Source organism: Halorubrum salinarum (genome assembly GCF_013267195.1).
In the GTDB taxonomy this organism is placed as follows: Archaea; Halobacteriota; Halobacteria; order Halobacteriales; family Haloferacaceae; genus Halorubrum; species Halorubrum salinarum.
Window position 1 is genome coordinate 846,818 of record NZ_CP053941.1, and the last position, 13,071, is coordinate 859,888.

Consider the following 13,071-nt stretch of genomic DNA (forward strand, 5'->3'; position numbering starts at 1 on the left):
CGCTTACGCGACGATGATGTCGTCGCCTTCGCTCGACTCGCCCTCGTCGTCCTCGGCGCTCTCCTCGGCGTCGGGAGTCGTCGCCGACTGCTCCGGGACGATGACGTCGTCTCCCTCGGCCGCGTCGGCGGCCGCCTCGTCCGCGCCGTCGGACGACTCCTCGACGGACTCGAAGACGTCGACGTGGTCGTCGGAGTGCGTCGTCCGCTCGCCGCCGGCCGCGGCCTGCGCGGCGTCGTCGGCCGCTGGCTCGTCGTCCGGCGCGTCGCCGGCCGCGCTCGCCTCGGAGCCGGCCGCCGCGCCCGCGGCGTCGGCCTCGACCGCGACCGACCGCTCGTCTTCCAGCTGTCGGACGCGCTCTTTCATCTCGACGAGCTCCTCGGTGAGCCCGTTGACCGCCGCCTGTAGCTCCGCGACCTGCCGTTCGAGGTCCTCGACGCGGTTACTCATATACACACGCATGCTCGCGCGACGCGTATAAATCTGCGTCAGACACACGTGTGACCAAATCACACGATTCGGCGGGCGGTCGCCCGATTCGGCCGGCGAGCGGCGAACGTTTCGGCGCCGTGAAACGTGTCAGACGCCGGGGGAAGATACTTGTACTGACCGGAGATACACGTTCGGTATGAGCAAGATCACCTTCCGGGCGGACGACGACCTCGTCGACCGGCTGGAAGCGTGTGACGCCTCCAAGAGCGAGGTGATGCGGGAGGCGCTCCGGACCCACCTCGACGGGACGGGAGACGAGTCCGACGCGTCGGACGCGTCGGCCGGGAGCGTCGACGACGCCCTCGCGGACCGCGTCGACGACCTGATCGCGGAGCGGCTCGACGCCGCGCTCGACGAGCGGCTCGGTCCGGCCGGCGGCGCCCCGTCCCCGGCGTACGCGGCCGGGAACCCGGGCGACATCAACGTAAACGTCACCCTCGACGCGCCGAGCGCCGAGTCCGACGACCGTGACGACGACGTGCGTGTGACGCGTGAGACGGCCGGCGACGCGGAGCCGGCGGCGCGTAAGACGGACCCGGGCGCGAAGACGCGCGAGAACGCCTGCGGCGGCTGCGGAGAGGTCGTCCCGTCCGAACACGTGTACTGTCCGAACTGCGGCGAAAAGCAGTCACACAGGGCCTTCTGCGAGTGCGGCGACGAGCTCCGGACCGACTGGGCGTTCTGCCCCGGGTGCGGGCGTCGGACGCCGGCGGCGGACGTGTTGAAGGATCAGTAGCCGGCGTAAGACCCCGCGCATACGCCGCGGCCCGCTCACCGCTAGTTTGTCTTACAACCTCCGATAGTTTTATAATGGTAGCCTCGGAGGTACGAGTTGCGTAAGACGGTCGTCTTACAGCGTGCGTCCGGGCGGGGTGATACCCCGGTTTCGGGCGGTCTCTCGCTGTAAGACACACGCGTCGCGTGGTCGCCGTCTTACCGGGGGAATACCAATGGAGCGTGTGACACTACGAATCCCGAAACAGCAGATCGACGAGGTCGAACAGATGGTGGAGACGGGCGAGTTCCCGAACCGGAGCGAGGCGATCCGGTCGGCCGTCCGCGACATGTTGAACGAACAGGACGGCGAGCGCGACGAGCGCGGCCGCAACCGCAACTGGGCGAAGGTGTAAACTGATGCAAGATCTCGTTCAGGACGCCCTCGACAACGCGGAAGCGGAGAAGCGCGACATGGACGTCGACATGGACGACGACGAGTTCGGGGACCCCCGAATCGTCATCGTCGGTGCCGGCGGCGCCGGGAACAACACGGTCAACCGGCTGTACAACATCGGCGTCGACGGCGCCGACACCGTCGCCATCAACACGGACAAACAGCACCTCAAGATGATCGAGGCCGACACCAAGATCCTCGTTGGCAAGTCGCTCACGCAGGGGCTCGGCGCCGGCGGCGACCCCAAGATGGGCGAGCGCGCCACCGAGATGGCTCAGGGCACGATCAAAGAGGTGCTCGGCGACGCCGACCTCGTCTTCGTCACCGCCGGCATGGGCGGCGGCACGGGCACCGGCGCGGCGCCGGTCGTCTCGAAGATCGCCAAAGAGCAGGGCGCCATCGTCGTCGGCATGGTCTCGACGCCGTTCAACGTCGAGCGCGCCCGCACGGTGAAGGCAGAGGAGGGCCTCGAAGACCTCCGCAACGAGGCCGACTCGATCATCGTCCTCGACAACAACCGCCTGCTCGACTACGTCCCGAACCTGCCGATCGGGAAGGCGTTCTCCGTGATGGACCAGATCATCGCGGAGACGGTGAAGGGGATCTCGGAGACGATCACCCAGCCGAGCCTCATCAACCTCGACTACGCGGACATGTCGACGATCATGAACCAGGGCGGCGTGGCGGTCATGCTCGTCGGCGAGACGCAGGACAAGAACAAGACCCAAGAGGTGGTCAACGACGCGATGAACCACCCGCTCTTGGACGTCGACTACCGCGGCGCCTCGGGCGGGCTCGTCCACATCACGGGCGGCCCCGACCTCACGCTGAAGGAGGCCGAGGGGATCGCGAACAACATCACCGAGCGGCTGGAGGCGAGCGCCAACGTGATCTGGGGCGCCCGCATCCAGGAGGAGTACAAGGGCAAGGTGCGCGTCATGGCGATCATGACGGGCGTCCAGAGCGCGCAGGTGCTCGGCCCCTCCACACAGAAGCAGGCCGACAAGTCCCGCGCGGCCGTCAACGGCGAGGAGCTCAGCGACTCGCGCTCGCGCGCCGCCGAGGCGAACGGGAGCCCGGGCGCGGCGGGCGACAGGGGCGAAGCGGCGGTCTCCGGCGGCACCGACCGCGGCGCGTGGGAGTCCGACGGCGGCAGCGACCCCATCGAGAAGAACAACGGCCTCGACGTCATCCGCTGAGCCGAACCCCGGAGGACAGACGGCTAACCGTTTTTTGATCCGCTTCGGAGAGGAGGCGTCCGTTCAGGCCGCTTCGAGCGACTCCAGCAGCCGGCACTTCCGACAGACATCGCGGCTCGTCTGCGAGCCGCAGCGCTCGCACTCGCCGAGGTCGGGGGTCTCGCGGTCGCCGTCCCCGCCGCGGTAGGCGTCGGCCGCGAGCGCGGACAGCTCCTCGTAGCCGGCCATGATCGAGTGGCGCGCGCCCGGGTGATTCTCCTCTAGTTCGTGGATCGTCGACTGGATCTCGCCGCGGTACGCCTCCTCGGCGTGGGGACACTCGGCCATGTGGGTCGGGAGGTCGCGGACGTGGCAGTACAGGGCGATCTCCTTCTCCGGCACGTCGCGGAGGGGCTTGGCGCGCGGGACGAACGCGTCGGTCTCGGCGCGCTCGTCGAAGGGGCCGAGCGAGGCGTCGAAGTGCTTCGCGACCTGTCGCACGTCGCCCTCGAGGAAGTTCATCATCGCCGTCTGCGCCTCGTCGTCGAGGTTGTGACCGGTGAGAAGCTTGTCCGCGTCGAACTCGGCGGCGTAGTTCTCCAGGAGGTCGCGGCGGAACACGCCGCAGTACGCGCAGGCCGCCATGTTCTCGGGGTCGTCCTCGACCACGTCGTCCATCCGCACGTCGAACTCCTCCTCGTACGACACCAGCTCGTGGCGCATCGAGAGGTCGTCGGCCAGCTCGACGCAGGCGTCGACGCTCGCGTCGCGGTACCCCTCGATGCCCTCGTGGATCGTCAGGGCGAGCATCTCCACGCGGGGGTCCGCCCCGAACACGTCGTCGAGGATCTGGGTCAGCGCGACGCTGTCTTTCCCGCCGGAGAGGCCGATCACCCAGCGGTCGGGGTCGTCGGGCGTCGCGTCCGGGTCGAGGAGACCGTCCTCGCGGACCCGCCGCTTCACGCGCTTCTCGACTGACAGCCGGAGGTGTTCGCCACAGAGGTGCGCCCCGGAGTAGGCGGCGTGGTGGATCGCGTCGGCTCCGCACTTGTCGCACTCCATCGGTGTCCGGTTGCGCTCGCGCGGGGATACCCGTTTCGGGCCGGCCACGCGAGGCGGGCCGCGGAACCGGGACGGGCCGAGGGCGACCGCTCGCGGACACGCGCCGCGAGACCCGCGTAAACGAGCGGTAAACGTCGACAACCCCGGGCGCGTTGTCGCCGGTTCCGACACCGGTTTGTCGCCGGCCCGTCGCGGATCGGCGTGAGCGATTCCCCGACCGGCGTCGACCGCGACCCCGACCCGCGACCCTTGCGCGAGGACCCCCCGGCGGAAAGCCGTCGGACGCGGCTCTGGCGCCTCGGGTTCAACCTCATGCCCGCGTACCGGGGGACGGGCGCCCGCGTGGACCACATCGCGGCCGACTGGCGCTACGTCCGGATCCGCGTCCCGTTCAACTGGCGCACCCGGAACGCGGTCGGGACGGTCTTCGGCGGCAGCATCTACGGCGCGATCGACCCGGTGTACATGATGATGCTGCGGCGAGTCCTCGGCGACGGGTTCACGGTCTGGGACAAGTCGGCCGCGCTGGAGTTCATCGAGCCCGGCCGCGACACGCTGTACGCGGAGTTCGACCTCCCAAGCCGGGAGACGGAGGCGATCCGCGAGGCGCTCGGACCGGGCGAGTCGACCGACCGCGAGTACCTCGTCTCGCTCGTCGACGAGGAGGGCGAGGTCCACGCGGCCTGCGAGAAGACGCTGTACGTGCGCCGCGACGAGTAGCCGTCCGAGAGCGTCGGCGGGCTACGCCGTCGCGCCGGCGACGAGCGCCTCCTCGACCGTCTCGACGAACCGGTCCGGGTGTTCGACGTGCGGGAGCAGCCGCGCGCGGTCGAAGACGACGAGGCGCGCGTCGGCCGCGTCGGCGAGCTCGCGCCCCTCGGTGAGGGGGCTGACCGTCGCCTCGCGGCCCCAGACGATCGTCGGCGGCACGTCGAGGTCGGCGAGCGCGGCCGCGAGGTCGACCTCGCTGTTGAGCGTGCCCGAGACGAACGACGCGGGCGCGAACCGGGCGTTCTCGACGTGGGTGGTCCGCCACTCGTAGTCGGTCCACTCGGCGCTCGGGTTCGCGGGGTCGTCGTAGCCGTGGTCGGCGTTGAAGTAGCGGATCGACGGCTTCGCCGTGATGGCGTTGAACAGCGCCCGTCCGACGAGCGGGGCGCGGAGCAGTTCGCGGAGCCACCCCTTCGCCGGGCTCGGGCCCGCGGTGGCCGTGGGACAGACGGCGACGAAGCCGCGCAGCTCGACGCCGTCCTCGCCGTCGGCCGCCGCGACCGCGTACGCGGCCGACAGCGAGGAGGCGACCACCGCGGGCTCGTCGAACGCGGCGAGGAAGTCGTGGACGAAGTCCTCGTACAGCGCCGCGGAGTAGCGGAGCGGCGGGCGGTCGGACCGGCCGTAGCCGGGGAAGTCGGGCGCGATAACGTGGTAGTCGGCGGCGAGGTCGTCGAACACCGCGCGCCACTCGCCGGAGGAGCCGGCGGCGTTGATCCCGTGGAGCAGGACGAGGTCCGGGTCGTCCGGGTCGCCCGCCTCGGTGTACGCGACGTCCATCCCGCGCCAGCGGAAGACGCCGTCGTCGCCGTCGAGCGGGGACTCCAACTCGCCCTCGTAGCGGAGGCCGGTGTTGAGCGCGGCGAGCGCGCCGACGCCGAGCGCGGCGCTGCCGAGGAGGTTCCTGAGCTTCATGGAATACTGTTGGTTCGCTGGCGACTTATACTCGTGGGACGCGGCCCGGCGGACCGCGGCCGCGACGGCGGGGCGCCGCCGTCAGTCGTCCGGGTCTCGGTCGGCCGCCGCCTCGACGCAGTCGGCGATCGGTCCGACGATCGCCTCCGCGACCGCGTACGGGTCGGTCTCGCGGTCGCGGACCCGTTCCGCGAGGCGGTCGATCCCGCCGTGCCGCTCGATCTCGGCGGTCGCGATCCCCCCCACGTCCGCCCGCACGAGCGTGCGGATCTCCGCGGCGTACCGGCGGCGTTCGGTCGCCTCGATCTCCCCGGACTCGCGGAGGTGTGCCGCGTGCGCGTCGAACGCCTCGATCAGCGCCTCGACCCCCTCGCCGGTGTTCGCGACGGTCTCCAAGACGTCCGGCGTCCACGACTCGTCGCCCCCAGAGTCGTCCGCGTCGGGGTCGTCGCGGCCGGAACCGCCCGACCGGGCGCCGTCGCGCCGTCCCGCGGCGCCGCCCGTCGAGGCCATCGAGGCCGCGCCGTGGTGGCCGGCGTCGCGGGCCGTCGTCGTCCCCTCGCGGCGGTGGACCATCTCCTCCAGCTCGGCGACGGTCCGCTGGGCGCCGTCCATGTCGGCCTTGTTCACGACGAACACGTCGCCGATCTCTAAGATGCCGGCCTTCAGCGTCTGCACGTCGTCGCCGGAACCGGGCTGGACCAGGACGGCGACCGTGTCGGCGGTCCGGACCACGTCGACCTCGTTCTGCCCGGCGCCGACGGTCTCTAAGACGACCACGTCCTTCCCGAAGGCGTCGAGCGCCTTCACGGCGTCCGCGGTCGCGGTCGAGAGGCCGCCGAGCTGGCCGCGCGCGCTCATCGACCGGAAGAACACGTCCATGTCGCCGACGTTCGACCCCATCCGGATCCGGTCGCCGAGGACGGCCCCGCCGGTGTACGGCGAGGAGGGGTCGACCGCGATCACGCCGACCGTGTCGCCGCGGTCGCGGTAGGCGGCCGACAGCTTGTCGACGAGCGTCGACTTCCCGGCGCCCGGCGAGCCGGTGACCCCGATCACGTCCGCCCCGCCGGTGTGCTCGTGGAGCGCGGAGACGATAGCCCGGTACCCGGGCGTTCGGTTCTCGATCTTGGTGATGACCCGGGCGAGCGCGCGGTGGCTCCCAGAGAGGAGGTCCTCGACGAGCGCGGCGTCCGCGTCGGTGAGCGACGGCGCGTCCGCGAACGACGGTGCGTCCGGCCCGGCCATCTACGCGCGCTCCGGGACGTTGTTCCGGATGAACTCGATCGTCTCCTCCATCGGCGTCCCGGGTCCGAACACCTCGGCGACGCCCAGCTCCTTCAGGTCGTCCTCGTCCTCGTCCGGGATGATCCCGCCGACGAGGACGAGGGTGTCGTCGAACGCGTCGTACTCCTTCAGCCCCTCGATCACCTTCGGGACCAGCGTGTTGTGCGCGCCGGAGAGGATCGAGATCCCGAGGACGTCGACGTCCTCCTGGACCGCCGCCTGGACGATGTCCTCCGGCGCCCGGTGGAGTCCGGAGTAGACGACCTCGAAGCCGGCGTCGCGGAACGCCCGCGCGATGACGTGTGCGCCCCGGTCGTGACCGTCGAGCCCGACCTTCGCGACCAGACACCGCACCGCGCGTTCCTGCTGTTCGGCGCTCATGCCCCACACTGGGTCGCGTGCGGGTTTGATTCTAACGGACGATGGGGAAGGTTCCGTCGCGGGGCGGGCGCCGCCGAGCCGGATCCGCGACCGACGCGTTGAACGCGCGGGCGGACGTACCGCCCCCGATGACCGACACCGACGACGCCCCGGCCGACGCCGCGGGCGACCGCGCCGAGCGCCTGCCGCCCGAGACCCGGATCGGCCGCGCCGCGCTCCGGGTCGCCGACCTCGACGAGACGACCGCGTTCTACCGCGACGTGGTCGGGCTCGCGGTCCTCGACCGCGACGCCGAGCGCGCGACGCTCGGGGCCGGCGGGACGCCGCTGCTCGTCGTCGAGCGCGACCCCGACCGCCCGGCCCGCGGCCGGACCGACGCCGGCCTCTTTCACACCGCGTTCCGCGTCCCGTCGCGGGCCGCGCTCGGCGAGGCGCTGGGCCGCGTCCGGGAGCGGTGGCGGCTCGACGGCGCCTCGGACCACCTCCTCAGCGAGGCGCTGTACCTCGACGACCCGGAGGGCAACGGCGTGGAGATATACCGCGACCGCCCCCGCGAGGAGTGGCCGACCGACCCGGACGGGACGCCCCGGATGGCGACCGACCCGCTCGACGTCGAGGGCGTCGCGGCGGCCGCGGAGGGGGGTGCCGACCCCGCCGGCGTCGTCGACCGCGCTCCCGCCGGCACGGACGTGGGCCACGTCCACCTCGAAGTCGCCTCGCTCACGGCGTTCGAGGCCGTCTACGTCGACAGCCTGGGCTTCGAGATCGGAATGGCGGGGCCGGACGTCCGGTTCGTCGCGGCCGGCGGCTACCACCATCACCTCGGCGCGAACACGTGGCGGGGGCGGACGACCCCGGCCGCGGGACGCGGGCTCGCGTGGTTCGAGGTGGTCGTCCCCGACGCGGCCGCGCTGGACGCCGTCCGGGCGCGGCTCGACGCGGTCGCGGCCGAGCGCGACATCGAGTTCGCCGTCGAGGCGCGCGACGACGGGCTCGCGGTCACCGACGCCGACGGGATCGAGGTCCGGGTCCGGACGCCGTAGCGGGCCGCCACCAGCCCCCGCCCCGGTCGAGTCACCGGCCGGTCACCCGACGATGGTCCGGAGCGTCGACTCGGTCAGGAACGTGGTGACGCCGACCGCCTCGGTCGTCATCCACGCGAGGAAGATCAGGTACATCGCGAGGAGGACGTATCCCTCCTCGGTGGTGAGTTCGAAGTCCGTCGCGGCCAGCACCACGACGACGAGGGTGGTGTAAAACAGGAACAGCATGAGCGGGACGGACGTGAGGAACCCGATCGAGACGCCGCCGGCGAGGACGACGCCGACCGGCAGCGCCGCGACGAGGTTGAACGTGTTCGTGCCGAAGACGTTCGCGATCGCCGCCCGCTGGTCGCCGGACTCGCCCATCTTCACGCCGACGAGCAGGTCGGGGAACGAGCTCAGCACCGACAGCACCGTCACGGAGACGAGGAACGGGGGCGCGTTCAGCGCGTCCGATATCTGGACCGTCATGCCCACCATCGACTCGACGCCGACGAGCACGACGACGAGCCCGGCCGCGAACAGCCCGGCCTGCTTCGGGACGTTCGTCGACTCGGTCCGTTCCATGTCCGACGCGCCGCTCTTGCCCCCGACGAGTAAGACGACGTACACGCCGTACAACACGAGCAGCCCGACGCCCATCTGCGGGGTGATCCGCGCGAGCTCCCGCCCGTCGGTGCCGAGGACGCCCAAGGCGATCACGCCGAAGAGCGCGAGGACGGCGACCATGTAGAAGATGGCGTCGCGGTAGACGATCCCCTGCGTCGTCGTCGTGTCGCCGCTCGTGACCGCGACGGCGGCCGGGATGACCAAGATGTTGAACACCGCCGTCCCGATGAGCGCCCCGGCGCCGACGCCGAAGTCGCCGAGGACGAGCACCGAGATGACGATGATCGCGAGCTCGGGGAACGACGTGGCGGCCGCGACGATCAGCCCGCCCTGGATCGCCTGCGAGACCCCGAAGTGGTCGCTGATCTTCGAGGTCGTCGACTCGACGACGTTCGCGCCCTTCCAGGTCAGGAGGAAGCCGACGAACCCGAGCGCGATCCAGACGGGCAGCGGCTGGTCGCCGATGAGCTCCGCGAGTAACGTCACGAGGTACCGGTGCGCACGGAGGGGATTAGTGGTTCCGGAAGCGAGCGCGGCCGACCGCGCGTCGCGGAGGGCGTGACGGGGGGGCCGCAGGGCGCCTATCCGAACTTGCCGGTGATGTAGTCCTCGACGCGCTGCTCTTCGGGGTCCTCGAAGATCTTCGCGGTGTCGTCGTACTCGACCAGTTCGCCGCCAGTGAGGAAGACGGCCGTCCGGTCGGAGATACGGGCCGCCTGCTGCATGTTGTGCGTGACGATGATGACGGTGTACTCCTCCGCGAGGTCGTCGATCAGGTCCTCGATCTTCGAGGCCGCGACGGGGTCGAGCGCGGAGGTCGGCTCGTCCATCAGGATGACCTCCGGGTCCGGCGCGATGGCGCGGGCGATACAGAGCCGCTGCTGTTGGCCGCCGGAGAGTTCGAGCCCCGAGGAGTCGAGCTGGTCTTTCACCTCGTCCCACAGCGCGGCGCCCTTCAGCGACTCCTCGACGCGCTGGTCGACGTCGCCGTCGAAGTCCTGGATCTTCAGGCCGTACGCGACGTTGTCGCGGATCGACTTCGGGAACGGGTTCGGCTTCTGGAACACCATCCCGATCTTCCGACGCAGGGCGACGGGGTCGACGTCGTCGTCGTACACGTTCTTCCCGCCGAACTCCACGTCGCCCTCGACGCGGCAGATCTCGATCATGTCGTTCATCCGGTTGATACACCGGAGGAACGTCGACTTCCCGCAGCCGGAGGGACCGATGAGCGCGGTGACGCGCTTCTCCGGGATCTCCATCGTCACGTCGTCTATCGCCTGCTCGTCGCCGTAGAAGACGTCGAGGTTCCGGGCCGCCACCGCGGTACCGGCGGCGGGCGCCGCGCGGTCGTCGTTCGAGTCCGCCTGTACCTCCGTCGTGATGAGCGAGTCGTCTGTTGTGCTGTTACTCATGTTAGCTCCCCCGTTCCGCGCGGTTCCGCAGCAGGATGGCCGTTCCGTTCATGCCGACGAGAATGATCAGCAGCGTGATAACGCCTGCGGCGACGACGCCGTACCGGAAGTCGGCCTGCGGGAAGCCGGCCCACGTGTAGATCTGCATCGGCATGGCGCTGAACCGGCTGAACAGGCTGTCCGGCGCCCGGAACACCGTCGTCGCCGCGCCGATCATGATCAGCGGCGCGGTCTCCCCGATCGCCCGGCCGAGCGCGAGGATCGTCCCGGTGAGGATCCCCGGCATCGCCTCGGGTAACACGACGTTCTTCGTCGTCTGCCAGCGCGTGGCGCCCATTGCGTCGGAGCCCCGCCGGAGGTCGTCCGGGACCGACCGGATCGCCTCCTGCGCGGAGATGATCGTGATCGGCAGGATGAGCAGCGACAGCGTCAGCGCCGCGGTCACCGCCGTCCCGATCCCGAGCCCGAGGAGGTTCGCGAACAGCCCCAAACCGAGGAGGCCGTAGACGACCGACGGGACCGCCGCGAGGTTCGCGATGTTGACCTGGAGGATCCGGGTCAGCGTCCCGAGCGGCCCGCTCTCCGGGGTGTACTCCTCCAGGAAGACGGAGGTGCCGACGCCGAGCGCGAACGACAGCACCGCGACCATCGCGATGATGATGACGGAGCCGACGATGGCCGGGTACAGGCCCGCCTCCGTCGGGGTCCGAGAGGGCGCCTCGGTGAGGTACGAGGGGTCGAGCCACGGGTCCGGCGCGGGGACCCCCAGCGCCTCGACGATCAGCGCCCCGGCGACCACGCCGGCGGCGAGCAGCAGCGGGAGCCCGAGCCCGGCGAGCCCCTCGCCGGCGTCGACGACGCGGGAGACGTACACCGCGGTCGGCACGCCGGTGAGGACGAGCGCGAGGAGGACCGTGGGGGCCGGCAGCCCGGCGCCGGCGGCCAGGAACCCGCCGGCGGTCGCGAGCGCGAGCGGGACGCCGCCGACGACGGCCCCGGCGGTTCGACTCCGACGGTCGGCGACGAGGAACGCCCCCGCGGCCGCGACCGGGACCGCGACGGTCCAGAGGTAGATGATGAGGTCGGAGGGGTACGTCGCGACCACGCCGCGGAGGACCACCGCGGCGACCAGTCCGACGAGGGCGACCGGCGCCGCCGCGGTCCGCGCCCGCGCCTCGTCGCGGGCCCGGCCGAAGGCGTACAGTCCGACGGCCGGGAGGACGCCGAGGGTGTACGCGAGGAACCACAGCAGCGCGTCGAACACTAAGAACAGCGTGCCGACCGCGAGGCCGATCGCGACCCCGCCGACGAGCCGCCCGAGGAGTCCGAAGCCGACCGCGCCGACGCGGCCGCGGCTCCCGACGTACGCGAGGTACGCCGTGACTGGGGCGGCGACGACGAAGAGGTACGCGAGCTGCCAGTTGAGCCGCGGGATCGGCGTCACGAGCGCCTCGATCGCGGTGAAAAGCACCGCGACGGCGACGAGCCCGCCGCCGAGCGCGCCGAGCGCGCGCCGGGTGACCTCCGGGTCGTCCGCGCTGTACAGGCAGAACGCGAGGAACGGGACGACGAGCGTGAGGAAGTAGGTCAGCAGCCACGCGGGGCTGGCGTTCGCCAGGTCGAAGGCGTCGATGGCGACGTACACGAGCAGCACGCCGAGCGCGACGAGGCCGAAGACGCTCGCGCCGAACGAGAGGTACTCGAAGGCGATCCCCCGCACCCGGCTGACCTCGCCGAACCCGTCGGCGTTCGAGTTTTCGGTCGCCATCAGTACTCCTCCCGGTAGCGTTGTGCGATGATGTCACTGATCACGTTCATAACGAGCGTTACCGCGAACAGCGCGAGGCCGAGCGCGAACATGGAGTTGTACGGGAGCGTGCCGCCGGTGAGGTCGCCGCCGGTGATCTGGACCATCGCGACGGTGATCGTCATCCCGGACTGGAGGAGCACGTCGGCGGGGTTGACGAACGGGATCCCGAACAGCGCCTGTTGGACCTCGGGCATCCGCGCCTGCGCGCCCATCGCGACGACGACGATCATCGTCTCGCCGATGGCGCGGGAGACGGCGAGGATGTACGAGGAGGCGATCCCGGAGATCGACGCCGGGACGACGATGCCCGTCGACACCTCGAACTTGGTCGCCCCGAGCCCGTAGCCGGCCTGGCGCAGCTCGTCCGGCACCGCGCTCATGGCGTCCTCGGAGATCGACGACACCATCGGGATCGTCATGATCCCGACCATGATCGACGCCGCGAGCGCGTTGAAGGTGCTCATCTCCGGGAACAGCGTCGCCTTCAGCGCCGGCGTGACGTACACCAACGCGAAGTAGCCGTACACGACCGTCGGGATCCCGGCGAGGATCTCGAGGAGGGGTTTCAGGATCGACCGGGCGTTCGGGGTCGCGTACTCGCTGAGGTAGATGGCGGTGAGCGTCCCGATCGGGATGGAGATGAACGCCGCGGTGATCGTCACCGTGATCGTTCCGATCAGCAGCGGGACGATCCCGAACACCTGTCCGCCGCCGGCCGGGTTCGGGCTCCAGTTGGTGCCGGTGAGGAACTCGGCTATCGGTATCGCCCGGAAGAACACCACCGCGTCGGACAGGAGGGTGACGAAGATCGCGGCCGTCGTGAGCAGCGTGATCGCCGCGCACGCCGCGAACAGGCCGCCGTAGGTTCCTTCCTTCAGTCGTGTGAGCCCGCCCCGCCGGCTCAGGTCGGGACTCTCTGTGCTGTCAGTCACGAACG

14 protein-coding genes are annotated in these 13,071 nt (G+C 70.7%); 5 read left to right on the forward strand and 9 right to left on the reverse strand.

Annotation, left to right across the window (positions count from 1 at the left end):
• Positions 1-3: 3 nt before the first annotated feature.
• A complete protein-coding gene (locus tag HPS36_RS04300) occupies positions 4-450 on the reverse strand; it encodes a DUF7518 family protein (RefSeq protein ID WP_173228654.1) in 447 nt (148 codons plus the stop codon).
• A gap of 178 nt (positions 451-628) precedes the next feature.
• Between HPS36_RS04300 and HPS36_RS04305 the strand changes: the two genes are divergently transcribed.
• The 3 genes from HPS36_RS04305 to ftsZ all read left to right on the forward strand — a co-directional run bounded on the left by HPS36_RS04305 (position 629) and on the right by ftsZ (position 2,862).
• Complete coding sequence (locus HPS36_RS04305) at positions 629-1,228, forward strand: double zinc ribbon domain-containing protein (protein WP_173228656.1); 600 nt, start codon at positions 629-631, stop codon at positions 1,226-1,228.
• A 214-nt stretch (positions 1,229-1,442) separates the two neighbouring features.
• Positions 1,443-1,622, forward strand: coding sequence for a ribbon-helix-helix domain-containing protein (locus HPS36_RS04310; RefSeq protein ID WP_004595187.1), 180 nt, complete (start codon positions 1,443-1,445; stop codon positions 1,620-1,622).
• Between the two features lie 4 nt (positions 1,623-1,626).
• Positions 1,627-2,862 carry a cell division protein FtsZ gene (ftsZ, locus tag HPS36_RS04315; RefSeq protein WP_121561605.1) on the forward strand — a complete coding sequence of 412 codons (1,236 nt, stop codon included), beginning with the start codon at positions 1,627-1,629 and terminating at the stop codon, positions 2,860-2,862.
• 63 nt (positions 2,863-2,925) lie between these two features.
• On the opposite strand, the gene ncsA is transcribed toward ftsZ, so the two are convergent.
• Positions 2,926-3,903, reverse strand: coding sequence for a tRNA 2-thiolation protein NcsA (ncsA, locus tag HPS36_RS04320; RefSeq protein WP_173228658.1), 978 nt, complete (start codon positions 3,901-3,903; stop codon positions 2,926-2,928).
• A 201-nt stretch (positions 3,904-4,104) separates the two neighbouring features.
• Here ncsA and HPS36_RS04325 point away from each other — a divergent pair, with 201 nt between their 5' ends.
• On the forward strand, positions 4,105-4,623 hold the full coding sequence (locus tag HPS36_RS04325; protein WP_173228660.1) for a DUF4442 domain-containing protein: 519 nt from the start codon (positions 4,105-4,107) through the stop codon (positions 4,621-4,623).
• Between the two features lie 21 nt (positions 4,624-4,644).
• On the opposite strand, the gene HPS36_RS04330 is transcribed toward HPS36_RS04325, so the two are convergent.
• From HPS36_RS04330 to HPS36_RS04340, 3 genes are all read right to left on the reverse strand, one after another.
• Entirely contained in the window at positions 4,645-5,589 is a 945-nt protein-coding gene (locus HPS36_RS04330; protein ID WP_173228662.1) for an alpha/beta fold hydrolase, read from the reverse strand.
• 81 nt (positions 5,590-5,670) lie between these two features.
• Positions 5,671-6,837 carry a methylmalonyl Co-A mutase-associated GTPase MeaB gene (gene meaB, locus HPS36_RS04335; RefSeq protein WP_173228665.1) on the reverse strand — a complete coding sequence of 389 codons (1,167 nt, stop codon included), beginning with the start codon at positions 6,835-6,837 and terminating at the stop codon, positions 5,671-5,673.
• Positions 6,838-7,257: a cobalamin B12-binding domain-containing protein gene (locus HPS36_RS04340; protein WP_121562430.1), complete on the reverse strand. Its 420-nt coding sequence runs from the start codon at positions 7,255-7,257 to the stop codon at positions 6,838-6,840.
• 128 nt (positions 7,258-7,385) lie between these two features.
• Between HPS36_RS04340 and HPS36_RS04345 the strand changes: the two genes are divergently transcribed.
• Positions 7,386-8,300, forward strand: coding sequence for a VOC family protein (locus tag HPS36_RS04345; RefSeq protein WP_173228667.1), 915 nt, complete (start codon positions 7,386-7,388; stop codon positions 8,298-8,300).
• A gap of 42 nt (positions 8,301-8,342) precedes the next feature.
• On the opposite strand, the gene HPS36_RS04350 is transcribed toward HPS36_RS04345, so the two are convergent.
• The 4 genes from HPS36_RS04350 to pstC all read right to left on the reverse strand — a co-directional run bounded on the left by HPS36_RS04350 (position 8,343) and on the right by pstC (position 13,066).
• Complete coding sequence (locus tag HPS36_RS04350; protein WP_173228669.1) at positions 8,343-9,395, reverse strand: sodium:calcium antiporter; 1,053 nt, start codon at positions 9,393-9,395, stop codon at positions 8,343-8,345.
• 95 nt (positions 9,396-9,490) lie between these two features.
• Positions 9,491-10,324, reverse strand: a complete 834-nt coding sequence (gene pstB / locus HPS36_RS04355; RefSeq protein ID WP_121561597.1) for a phosphate ABC transporter ATP-binding protein PstB — start codon at positions 10,322-10,324, stop codon at positions 9,491-9,493.
• Between the two features lies 1 nt (position 10,325).
• A complete protein-coding gene (pstA, locus tag HPS36_RS04360) occupies positions 10,326-12,092 on the reverse strand; it encodes a phosphate ABC transporter permease PstA (RefSeq protein ID WP_173228671.1) in 1,767 nt (588 codons plus the stop codon).
• Complete coding sequence (pstC, locus tag HPS36_RS04365) at positions 12,092-13,066, reverse strand: phosphate ABC transporter permease subunit PstC (RefSeq protein ID WP_173228673.1); 975 nt, start codon at positions 13,064-13,066, stop codon at positions 12,092-12,094. Before pstC ends, pstA begins: the two co-directional genes overlap by 1 nt.
• Positions 13,067-13,071: the final 5 nt, after the last annotated feature.

What these genes read in the sequence shown, in the direction of transcription:
- HPS36_RS04330 (WP_173228662.1), bottom strand. Translation starts at nt 5,589, where the DNA reads ATGAAGCTCAGGAACCTCCTCGGCAGCGCCGCGCTCGGCGTCGGCGCG.
- ftsZ (WP_121561605.1), top strand. Translation starts at nt 1,627, where the DNA reads ATGCAAGATCTCGTTCAGGACGCCCTCGACAACGCGGAAGCGGAGAAG.
- HPS36_RS04310 (WP_004595187.1), top strand. Translation starts at nt 1,443, where the DNA reads ATGGAGCGTGTGACACTACGAATCCCGAAACAGCAGATCGACGAGGTC.
- pstB (WP_121561597.1), bottom strand. Translation starts at nt 10,324, where the DNA reads ATGAGTAACAGCACAACAGACGACTCGCTCATCACGACGGAGGTACAG.
- HPS36_RS04345 (WP_173228667.1), top strand. Translation starts at nt 7,386, where the DNA reads ATGACCGACACCGACGACGCCCCGGCCGACGCCGCGGGCGACCGCGCC.
- ncsA (WP_173228658.1), bottom strand. Translation starts at nt 3,903, where the DNA reads ATGGAGTGCGACAAGTGCGGAGCCGACGCGATCCACCACGCCGCCTAC.
- HPS36_RS04305 (WP_173228656.1), top strand. Translation starts at nt 629, where the DNA reads ATGAGCAAGATCACCTTCCGGGCGGACGACGACCTCGTCGACCGGCTG.
- meaB (WP_173228665.1), bottom strand. Translation starts at nt 6,837, where the DNA reads ATGGCCGGGCCGGACGCACCGTCGTTCGCGGACGCGCCGTCGCTCACC.
- pstA (WP_173228671.1), bottom strand. Translation starts at nt 12,092, where the DNA reads ATGGCGACCGAAAACTCGAACGCCGACGGGTTCGGCGAGGTCAGCCGG.
- HPS36_RS04340 (WP_121562430.1), bottom strand. Translation starts at nt 7,257, where the DNA reads ATGAGCGCCGAACAGCAGGAACGCGCGGTGCGGTGTCTGGTCGCGAAG.
- HPS36_RS04300 (WP_173228654.1), bottom strand. Translation starts at nt 450, where the DNA reads ATGAGTAACCGCGTCGAGGACCTCGAACGGCAGGTCGCGGAGCTACAG.